At 60.9% G+C, this 11,343-nt stretch carries 5 protein-coding genes; all 5 read left to right on the top strand.

The genetic code is table 11. The annotated features are described in order from the left end of the window. Positions 1-3,767, top strand: a 3,767-nt coding sequence (gene rpoB, locus Q0672_RS19205; RefSeq protein WP_298624813.1) for a DNA-directed RNA polymerase subunit beta, incomplete at its 5' end; no start/stop codon positions are given. A 45-nt stretch (positions 3,768-3,812) separates the two neighbouring features. Continuing rightward, on the top strand, positions 3,813-8,024 hold the full coding sequence (gene rpoC / locus Q0672_RS19200; protein WP_153162159.1) for a DNA-directed RNA polymerase subunit beta': 4,212 nt from the start codon (positions 3,813-3,815) through the stop codon (positions 8,022-8,024). Between the two features lie 130 nt (positions 8,025-8,154). Beyond that, entirely contained in the window at positions 8,155-8,532 is a 378-nt protein-coding gene (gene rpsL / locus Q0672_RS19195; protein ID WP_079432645.1) for a 30S ribosomal protein S12, read from the top strand. 33 nt (positions 8,533-8,565) lie between these two features. Next, positions 8,566-9,039 carry a 30S ribosomal protein S7 gene (gene rpsG, locus Q0672_RS19190; RefSeq protein ID WP_153162160.1) on the top strand — a complete coding sequence of 158 codons (474 nt, stop codon included), beginning with the start codon at positions 8,566-8,568 and terminating at the stop codon, positions 9,037-9,039. 118 nt (positions 9,040-9,157) lie between these two features. Then, the gene (fusA, locus tag Q0672_RS19185; protein WP_153162191.1) at positions 9,158-11,251 is read left to right on the top strand and encodes an elongation factor G; all 2,094 of its coding nucleotides are present in this window, start codon (positions 9,158-9,160) and stop codon (positions 11,249-11,251) included. Positions 11,252-11,343 lie beyond the last annotated feature (92 nt).

The following is an 11,343-nucleotide window of genomic DNA, read 5'->3' as shown; positions in this document are numbered from 1 at the left end:
AGCAGGAAGTGTACATGGGCGAGATTCCGCTCATGACCAACAACGGCTCCTTCGTGGTTAACGGAACCGAGCGGGTTATCGTGTCCCAGCTGCACCGCTCGCCCGGTGTGTTCTTCGAACACGACCGCGGTAAGACCCATTCGTCCGGCAAGCTGCTGTTCTCGGCCCGCATCATCCCTTACCGCGGTTCGTGGCTCGACTTCGAGTTCGATCCGAAGGATTACCTCTACTTCCGCGTGGACCGTCGCCGCAAGATGCCGGTGACCATCCTGCTGAAGGCGATCGGGATGAATCCGGAAGAGATCCTCGCGACCTTCCACGACTTCGAAAACTTCACCTTGCTCGACGACGGTGCCAGCTTCGCGCTCGTCCCCGATCGTCTGCGCGGCGAAGTGGCCAAGTTCGACGTGGTCGATCCGACTTCCGGCAAGGTCATCGTGACCAAGGACAAGCGGATCACCGCCAAGCACATCCGCGAACTGGCCAGTGCCGGTATCGACGTGGTGAGCGTCGGCGATGACTTCCTGCTCGGCCGCGTGCTGGCCACCAATGTGGTGAGCCCGGACGGCGAACTGGTTGCCCGTGCCAACGAAGAAATCACCGAAGACGTTCTCGACAAGCTGCGCGACGCTCATGTCACCGACATCGCGACCCTGTACCTGAACGATCTCGATCGCGGCTCCCACATCTCCCAGACCTTGCGTATCGACGAAACCGCCGACCAGTGGGCTGCGCGTGTGGCGATCTATCGGATGATGCGTCCGGGCGAGCCGCCCACGGAAGATGCTGTCGAAGCCTTGTTCCAGGGGCTGTTCTATCTGCCCGAGCGCTACGACCTGTCGGTCGTGGGGCGCATGAAGTTCAACCGTCGCGCCTATCCGGAAAAGCTGGACGACAAGGCGCCCGATTGGCAGAAGCGTCTCTACGCGACCGTCGGACCGAAGGGCGGCGAAGGTCCTGGCACCCTGTCGAACGACGACGTGCTGGCGGTGGTTGGCGTTCTGGTCGAGCTGCGCAACGGTCGTGGCGAAATCGACGACATCGATCACCTCGGTAATCGTCGCGTGCGTTCCGTCGGCGAACTGGCAGAGAACCAGTTCCGCGCCGGCCTGGTGCGCGTTGAGCGCGCCGTCAAGGAGCGTCTCGGCCAGGCCGAGAGCGACAACCTGATGCCGCACGACCTGATCAACGCCAAGCCGATCAGCGCCGCGATCAAGGAGTTCTTCGGTTCCAGCCAGCTTTCGCAGTTCATGGACCAGACCAACCCGCTGGCCGAGATCACCCACAAGCGCCGTGTTTCGGCCCTTGGCCCGGGCGGTCTGACCCGCGAGCGTGCGGGTTTCGAAGTGCGCGACGTGCATCCGACCCACTATGGTCGTGTGTGTCCGATCGAGACCCCGGAAGGTCCGAACATCGGTCTGATCAACTCGCTGGCGCTGTTTGCCCGCACCAACCAGTACGGCTTCCTCGAGACGCCGTACCGCAAGGTGACCGACGGTTGCGTCACCGACCAGATCGATTTCCTGTCGGCCATCGAAGAAGGCCAGTACGTGATCGCTCAGGCGAACGCGGAAGTGGATGCCAGCGGCAAGCTGACGGGCGATCTGGTTTCCTGTCGTAACAAGGGTGAATTCACGCTTGCTACTGCAGACACCGTTCAGTACATGGACATTGCGCCGGGGCAGATCGTGTCGGTCGCCGCTTCGCTGATTCCGTTCCTCGAGCATGACGACGCGAACCGCGCACTGATGGGCGCCAACATGCAGCGTCAGGCCGTGCCTTGTCTGCGTCCGGAGAAGCCCTTCGTCGGTACCGGTATCGAGCGTACCGTGGCGGTCGACTCGGGCACCGCGGAGCAGGCGCTGCGGGGCGGCGTTGTCGATTATGTCGACGCCAACCGTATCGTGATCCGTGTGCATGATGCGGAAACCGTTGCCGGCGAAGTCGGCGTCGATATCTATAACCTGATCAAGTACACGCGTTCCAACCAGAACACCAACATCAACCAGCGTCCGGTCGTCAAGGTTGGCGACGTGGTCTCCCGTGGCGACGTGATCGCCGACGGCGCGTCCACCGACATGGGGGAACTGGCGCTGGGCCAGAACATGTTGGTCGCCTACATGACCTGGAACGGCTACAACTTCGAAGACTCGATCCTGATCTCCGAACGCGTGGTTGCGGACGACCGCTTCACTTCGATCCACATTGAAGAGCTGACCGTCGTCGCTCGCGACACCAAGCTTGGACCTGAGGAAATCACCCGCGATATCGCGTCGCTGGGCGAAGGTCAGTTGTCCCGGCTGGACGAATCCGGCATCGTGTATATCGGTGCCGAAGTCGAAGCCGGCGACGTGCTGGTGGGCAAGGTGACGCCGAAGGGCGAAACCCAGCTGACGCCGGAAGAAAAGCTGCTTCGCGCGATTTTCGGCGAAAAGGCTTCCGACGTTAAAGATACGTCGCTGCGCGTTCCGTCCGGCATGAACGGCATCGTCATCGATGTGCAGGTGTTCACCCGCGAAGGTATCGAGCGCGACAAGCGTGCCCAGTCGATCATCGACGACATGCTGCGTGGCTTCAAGACCGATCTGGCCGACCAGATGCGCATCGTTGAGCGCGACGCGTTCGAGCGTATCGAACGGATGATCGTGAATCAGCCTGCCAACGGCGGTCCGCGTCGTCTCGCCAAGGGCACGCCCATCACCCACGAGTACCTGGAAGGCCTCGAGCACTACACTTGGTTCGATATCCGCATGGCCGACGAGACGCTCGCTGCCCAGATGGAGTCGGTCCGCGAGTCCCTCGAGAAGACCCGCAAGGATTTCGATCTGGCCTTCGAGGCCAAGAAGAAGAAGCTCACCCAGGGCGACGAGCTGCCTCCGGGCGTCCAGAAGATGGTCAAGGTCTACCTTGCCGTCAAGCGTCGCCTGCAGCCCGGCGACAAGATGGCCGGTCGTCACGGTAACAAGGGCGTGGTGTCGAAGATCGTTCCGGTCGAAGACATGCCCTACATGGAAGACGGCACGCCGATGGACATCGTGTTGAACCCCCTGGGTGTGCCTTCACGGATGAACATTGGTCAGGTGCTCGAAACCCACTTGGGCTGGGCTGCCAAGGGGCTTGGCAACCAGATCGACAAGATGATGCGTGCCAAGGCGAATGCCGACGAAGTGCGCGGTCTGCTCGAAAAGATCTACAACGGTAGTGGCAAGCCGGAAGAACTGGGCGAGTTCACCGATGGCGAGGTGTTGGAGCTGGCGCAGAACCTGCGTAAAGGCGTGCCTTTTGCGACGCCGGTCTTCGACGGTGCCGAGGAGTCCGAGATCCAGGGCATGCTTGAACTCGCCGGCTTGCCGTCGAGCGGTCAGGTTACGTTGTTCGACGGGCGTACCGGCGAGCGTTTCGACCGCCAGGTCACGGTGGGCTACAAGCATGTGCTGAAGCTGCACCACTTGGTCGATGACAAGATGCATGCCCGTTCCACTGGCCCGTACTCCCTCGTCACCCAGCAGCCGCTCGGTGGTAAGGCTCAGTTCGGTGGCCAGCGTTTCGGGGAAATGGAAGTGTGGGCGTTGGAAGCCTACGGTGCCGCGTACACGCTGCAGGAAATGCTCACGGTCAAGTCGGATGACGTTACCGGCCGGACCAAGGTGTACGAAAACATCGTCAAGGGCGAGCACAAGATCGATGCCGGCATGCCGGAATCCTTCAACGTGCTGGTCAAGGAAATTCGCTCTCTGGCAATCGACATCGACCTCGACCGCTACTGAGCGGTTGGTTCGATCGATGAGTGCTCACCCTGGATGGAGTGATTGATGAAAAGTTTGCTCGCTGATCTGTTCAAGCAAAGCCTGCCGAACGAGGAAGAGTTCGACGCCATTACCATCAGCCTGGCGTCTCCCGAGACGATCCGGTCGTGGTCCTATGGCGAGGTGAAGAAGCCTGAGACCATCAACTACCGGACCTTCAAGCCGGAACGCGATGGCCTCTTCTGCGCGAAGATCTTCGGTCCGGTCAAGGACTACGAGTGCCTGTGCGGCAAGTACAAGCGCCTCAAGCACCGCGGTGTGATCTGCGAAAAGTGCGGCGTCGAAGTGACTCTCTCGAAGGTTCGCCGTGAGCGCATGGCGCACATCGAGCTGGCCTCGGTGGTTGCCCACATCTGGTTCCTGAAGAGCCTGCCGAGCCGTCTCGGCATGGTGCTCGACATGACCCTGCGCGACATCGAACGCGTGCTGTACTTCGAAGCCTACGTGGTCACCGATCCTGGCATGACCCCGCTCAACCGCGCCCAGATCCTGTCGGAAGACGACTATCTGGCCAAGGTCGAGGAATATGGCGACGACTTCACCGCGCTGATGGGTGCCGAAGGCATCCGTGAAATGCTGCGTTCGCTGGATCTCCCGCACGAGATCGAGAAGCTGCGTTCCGAGCTGGAAACCACCGGTTCCGAAGCCAAGATCAAGAAGATCTCCAAGCGCCTGAAGGTGCTCGAGGCCTTCCAGTCCTCCGGCATCAAGCCGGACTGGATGATCCTGGAAGTCCTGCCGGTGCTGCCGCCGGACCTGCGTCCGCTGGTTCCGCTGGATGGCGGCCGTTTCGCCACGTCCGATCTGAACGACCTCTACCGTCGTGTGATCAACCGGAACAACCGTCTGAAGCGTCTGCTCGAGCTGAAGGCGCCGGAGATCATCGTCCGCAACGAAAAGCGGATGCTGCAGGAGTCCGTCGACTCCCTGCTCGACAACGGCCGTCGCGGCAAGGCCATGACCGGCGCCAACAAGCGTCCGCTCAAGTCCCTGGCCGACATGATCAAGGGTAAGGGCGGTCGCTTCCGTCAGAACCTGCTCGGCAAGCGCGTCGACTACTCCGGCCGTTCGGTGATCACCGTGGGTCCGCAGCTCAAGCTGCACCAGTGCGGTCTGCCGAAGCTGATGGCGCTGGAGCTGTTCAAGCCCTTCATCTTCAACAAGCTTGAGCTGATGGGTCTCGCGACCACCATCAAGCAGGCCAAGAAGATGGTCGAAAGCCAGGAGCCGGTGGTGTGGGACATCCTCGAAGAGGTGATCCGCGAGCATCCGGTCATGCTGAACCGTGCGCCGACGCTGCACCGTCTCGGTATCCAGGCGTTCGAGCCGGTCCTGATCGAAGGCAAGGCGATCCAGCTGCACCCGCTCGTCTGCGTGGCGTTCAACGCCGACTTCGACGGTGACCAGATGGCCGTCCACGTCCCGCTGTCGCTGGAAGCGCAGATGGAAGCCCGCACCCTAATGCTGGCCTCCAACAACGTGCTGTCCCCCGCCAACGGCGAACCGATCATCGTGCCGTCCCAGGATATCGTGCTGGGCCTGTACTACGCGACCCGTGAAGGCGTGAACGCCAAGGGCGAGGGCATGGCCTTCGCCGACGTGGGCGAAGTCAAGCGCGCCTACGAATCCGGTCAGGTGGCCCTGCACGCCAAGGTCATCGTCCGCCTGAAGGAATGGGACCTCGGCCCGGAAGGCGAGTCCATCGAGAAGATCACCCGCCACGAGACCACCGTCGGCCGTGCGATCCTCTCCGAGATCCTGCCGGCTGGTCTGCCCTTCAGCGTGCTGCAGAAGCCCCTGAAGAAGAAGGAAATCTCCAAGCTGATCAACGCCTCCTTCCGCCGCTGCGGCCTGAAGGCGACCGTCGTGTTTGCCGACAAGCTGATGCAGGCCGGTTTCGGCCTCGCCACCCGCGCCGGCATCTCGATCGCGGTGAAGGACATGCTGGTGCCGGAACTCAAGCACCCGCTGATCCACGCCGCCGAGCAGGAAGTCAAGGAGATCGCCCAGCAATACACCTCCGGTCTCGTGACCGATGGCGAACGCTACAACAAGGTGGTGGATATCTGGGGTCGCGCCGGTGACCAGGTCGCCAAGGCGATGATGGACCAGCTCGGCCAGGAAGACGTGGTCAACCGCAAGGGCGACACCGTCAAGCAGGAGTCCTTCAACTCCATCTACATGATGGCCGACTCCGGCGCCCGGGGTTCTGCTGCCCAGATCCGTCAGCTGGCCGGTATGCGGGGCCTGATGGCGAAGCCGGACGGCTCGATCATCGAAACCCCGATTACCACCAACTTCCGTGAAGGCCTGAACGTTCTGCAGTACTTCATCTCGACCCACGGCGCTCGTAAGGGCCTCGCGGATACCGCGCTGAAGACCGCAAACTCTGGCTACCTCACCCGTCGTCTGGTGGATGTGACCCAGGATCTGGTCGTCATCGAGGACGATTGCGGCACCAAGAGCGGCTTCCTGATGAAGGCGCTGATCGAAGGCGGTGAAGTCGTCGAGCCGCTGCGTGACCGTATCCTCGGCCGTGTGACGACCGATGATCTGGTCCATCCGGACACTCAGGAGACCCTGATCGAAGCGGGCACCATGCTCGACGAAGACATGGTCGACCAGATCGAGAGCGTGGGCCTCGACGAAGTGCGCGTGCGCACTCCGCTGTCCTGCGAAACCCGCTACGGTCTGTGCGCCAAGTGCTACGGTCGCGACCTCGGCCGCGGTTCGCTGGTGAATGCCGGTGAAGCCGTCGGCGTCATCGCGGCCCAGTCGATCGGCGAGCCGGGTACCCAGCTCACCATGCGTACCTTCCACGTGGGTGGTGCTGCGTCCCGGGCTGCCGCGGCCAACGCCGTCGAGGCTAAGTCTGCCGGTGTGATCCGCTTCACGCAGAACATGCGCTACGTGGCGAATGCGAAGGGCGAGAAGATCGTGATCTCCCGTTCCGCCGAAGTGGTGGTCGCCGACGAACTCGGACGTGAGCGTGAGCGTCACAAGATCCCGTACGGCGCGACCCTGTCGGTGGACGAAGGTCTGGCCATCAAGGCCGGCACCCAGCTCGCCACGTGGGATCCGCACACTCGTCCGATCATTACCGAATACGCCGGTTTCGTGAAGTTCGAGAACGTGGAAGAGGGCGTCACCGTCGCGAAGCAGATCGACGAAGTGACCGGCCTGTCCACCCTCGTGGTGATCGATGCCAAGCGTCGTGGTGCAAGCACCTCCAAGGGCGTGCGCCCGCAGGTCAAGCTGCTCACCGAAACTGGCGAGGAAGTGCGCATTGCCGGCACCGATCACGCCGTGTCCATCACCTTCCAGGTCGGCTCGCTGATCACCGTGAAGGATGGTCAGCAGGTTTCCGTGGGTGACGTGCTTGCACGTATCCCGCAGGAATCCGCGAAGACCCGCGACATTACCGGCGGTCTGCCGCGTGTGGCGGAACTCTTCGAAGCCCGTGCGCCGAAGGATGCAGGTGTGCTGGCCGAGGTCACGGGTACCGTGTCCTTCGGCAAGGACACCAAGGGCAAGCAGCGCCTCGTGATCACCGAGCCGGATGGCACGGTCCACGAGTTCCTGATCCCGAAGGACAAGCATGTCATGGTCCACGACGGTCAGGTTGTGAACAAGGGCGAACTGATCGTCGATGGTCCCGCCGATCCGCACGACATCCTGCGTCTGCAGGGCGTCGAGGCCCTGGCCCGTTACATCATCGACGAAGTTCAGGACGTCTATCGTCTGCAGGGCGTGAAGATCAACGACAAGCACATCGAGGTGATCGTTCGCCAGATGCTGCGTCGCGTGGTCATCACCGATCCGGGCGATACCGGCTTCATCCGTGAAGAGCAGGTCGAGCGCGCCGAAGTGCTGGACGAGAACGACAAGGTTGTTGCCGAAGGCAAGCTGCCTGCCAGCTACAGTTTCCTGCTGCTGGGTATCACCAAGGCGTCCCTGTCCACCGACTCGTTCATCTCGGCCGCATCCTTCCAGGAAACCACCCGTGTGCTTACCGAGGCTGCCATTCTTGGCAAGCGCGACGAGCTGCGTGGCCTGAAGGAGAACGTCATCGTCGGTCGTCTGATTCCGGCCGGTACCGGCCTTGCCTATCACCGTAACCGCAAGTCGCAGGCGATTGGCGAGGATCTCGGTGAAGGTCATGCCTGGGCACCCCAGCCGGAAGTTTCCGAAACCGAGAACGCGCAACAAGCCGGTTGACGAAAACTTGACGAAGAAGATATACTCCGGCCTCTTTTTGCGGACTGGCCAATCGTAGTCAGTCGCAGCCGGAATAACCATCCGAGGCGGTCCTGTCGGGCTGCCTCGGTGTTTTGGGAAATTCTTAGCTATGCCAACAATTAATCAACTCGTTCGTAAGGGCCGGCAAGCGCCCGTTTCCAAGAGCAAGGTTCCCGCGCTCGAGGCTTGCCCGCAAAAGCGTGGTGTCTGCACCCGCGTTTACACCACGACTCCGAAGAAGCCGAACTCCGCGCTGCGTAAGGTGGCCAAGGTTCGTCTGACCAACGGTTTCGAGGTCATCTCGTACATCGGCGGTGAAGGTCACAACCTCCAGGAGCACTCTGTTGTTCTGATCCGCGGCGGCCGTGTTAAGGATTTGCCGGGTGTGCGTTACCACATCGTGCGCGGCTCCCTTGACCTTCAGGGCGTCAAGGATCGTAAGCAGTCCCGCTCGAAGTACGGTGCCAAGCGCCCGAAGAAGTCTTAATTGTCGGCATTCAAAGAATAGCGAGAGTCAATCATGCCCCGTCGCCGTGACGTACCCAAGCGTGAAGTCCTGCCGGATCCGAAATTCGGTTCCCAGGATGTTTCCAAGTTCATCAACGCCATCATGCAAAGCGGCAAGAAGTCTGTCGCCGAGCGCATCGTGTATGGCGCCTTCGAAACCATCGTCGCCAAGGGCGGCGGCAAGGACCCGCTGGAGGTCTTCTCCGCTGCGCTCTCCAACGTGCGTCCGGTTGTCGAAGTGAAGAGCCGCCGTGTTGGTGGTGCCAACTACCAGGTTCCGGTTGAAGTTCGTCCGGCTCGTCGTATGGCGCTGTCCATGCGCTGGCTGCGCGAAGCTGCCCGTAAGCGCTCCGAGAAGTCCATGGCTCAGCGCTTGGCTGGCGAGCTGCTCGAGGCCGCCGAAGGCCGTGGCGCCGCGATGAAGAAGCGTGAAGAAGTGCACCGCATGGCGGAAGCCAACAAGGCTTTCTCGCACTATCGCTTCTGATTTCTCAGGCGCAATCGAAGTCGGGCCCTGAAAGGGGCTCGATTTATTTGTAAAGTATCAGTACGAAGTCGTGGGTTGATCCGTGGCTTCGCAAATTCAGGAAGGCAAGGTTAGGCCTGTGGCACGCAAGACTCCTATCGAGCGCTATCGCAACATCGGTATCTCCGCACACATCGACGCCGGGAAGACGACTACCACCGAGCGCATCCTTTATTACACCGGCGTGAGCCACAAGCTCGGTGAAGTGCACGACGGTGCCGCTACGACCGACTGGATGGCTCAGGAGCAGGAGCGTGGCATCACGATTACCTCCGCTGCCGTGACCTGTTTCTGGAAGGGCATGGATCAGTCCTTCCCCGAGCACCGTTTCAACATCATCGACACCCCGGGACACGTGGACTTCACCATTGAAGTTGAACGTTCCATGCGTGTTCTTGATGGTGCGTGCATGGTTTACTGCGCTGTGGGCGGTGTTCAGCCCCAGTCCGAGACCGTGTGGCGTCAGGCCACCAAGTACAAGGTTCCGCGCCTTGCCTTCGTTAACAAGATGGACCGCTCCGGCGCCAACTTCTTCAAGGTCGTCGATCAGATGCGTACCCGTCTGAGCGCCAACCCGGTTCCGGTGGTCATCCCCATTGGCGCTGAAGATTCCTTCGTCGGCGTCGTTGATCTGCTCAAGATGAAGGCCATTTTCTGGGACGAAGCATCCCAGGGTATGAAGTTCGACTATCGCGACATCCCGGCCGAGCTGGAAGGCGTCGCCGCCGAATGGCGTGAAAAGATGGTCGAAGCCGCGGCTGAGGCGTCCGAAGAGCTGATGGACAAGTACCTCGAGAACGGCGAGTTGGCGGAAGAGGAAGTTGTTGCCGGTCTGCGCGCCCGCACCCTGGCTTGCGAAATCCAGCCGATGCTGTGCGGCACCGCGTTCAAGAACAAGGGTGTTCAGCGCATGCTCGACGCCGTCATCCAGTACCTGCCGTCGCCGGTCGATATTCCGCCGGTTGCTGGTGTGGATGACAACGAGCAGGAAGTCGTCCGTCACGCCCTGGATAGCGAGAAGTTCTCCGCCCTGGCGTTCAAGCTGATGACCGACCCGTTCGTCGGTCAGCTGACCTTCATCCGTGTTTACTCCGGCGTTCTGGAGTCTGGCTCTTCGGTGCTGAACTCGGTCAAGGGCAAGAAGGAGCGTATCGGCCGTCTGCTGCAGATGCACGCCAACGACCGTGAAGAAATCAAGGAGGTGCTCGCCGGCGACATCGCGGCTGTTGTGGGTCTGAAGGATGTCACCACCGGTGAAACCCTTTGTGACATCAGCGCCCCGATCATCCTGGAACGCATGGTCTTCCCGGATCCGGTGATCCACGTCGCGGTTGAGCCGAAGACCAAGGCTGACCAGGAAAAGATGGGTATGGCGCTTGGCCGTCTGGCTGCCGAAGATCCGTCCTTCCGTGTCCGTACCGACGAAGAGTCCGGTCAGACCATCATTTCCGGCATGGGCGAGCTCCACCTGGAAATCATCGTCGATCGCATGAAGCGCGAATTCAACGTTGAAGCCAACGTCGGCGCACCGCAGGTTGCTTACCGTGAAGCGGTTCGCAAGGCTGTCGAGCAGGAAGGCAAGTTCGTCAAGCAGTCCGGTGGTCGCGGTCAGTTCGGTCACGTCTGGATCAAGCTTGAGCCGAACGAGCCGGGCAAGGGCTACGAGTTCGTCGATGCCATCAAGGGCGGTGTGGTTCCGCGTGAATACATCCCGGCGGTGGACAAGGGTCTGCAGGAAACCCTGCCGAATGGCGTGCTGGCCGGCTTCCCGGTTGTTGACGTCAAGGTCACCCTGTTCGACGGCTCCTACCACGATGTGGACTCGAACGAAAACGCGTTCAAGATGGCTGCGTCCATGGCATTCAAGGACGCCATGCGCAAGGCCAATCCTGTTCTGCTCGAGCCGATGATGGCCGTCGTTGTCGAAACCCCTGAAGATTACATGGGTAACGTCATGGGCGATCTGTCCGGTCGTCGCGGCATCGTTCAGGGCATGGATGACCTGCCTGGCGGCATCAAGGAAATCAAGGCGGAAGTGCCCCTGGCCGAGATGTTCGGCTACGCTACCCAGCTGCGTTCGCTGACTCAGGGTCGTGCGACTTACTCGATGGAGTTCAAGCACTACAACGAAGCTCCGCGGAACGTCGCCGAAGCCATCATCAACAAGAAATAATTGTCGTTTAAACCTATCAGGAAGCTAAAAAATGGCTAAGGAAAAATTCGAGCGGAAAAAGCCGCACGTAAACGTCGGCACGATTGGTCACG

It is taken from the genome of uncultured Zoogloea sp., assembly GCF_937894855.1.
In the GTDB taxonomy this organism is placed as follows: domain Bacteria; phylum Pseudomonadota; class Gammaproteobacteria; order Burkholderiales; family Rhodocyclaceae; genus Zoogloea; species Zoogloea oryzae.
The sequence above is the reverse complement of the archived record's forward strand: the minus strand, read 5'-3'. Positions and strand labels throughout refer to the sequence as shown.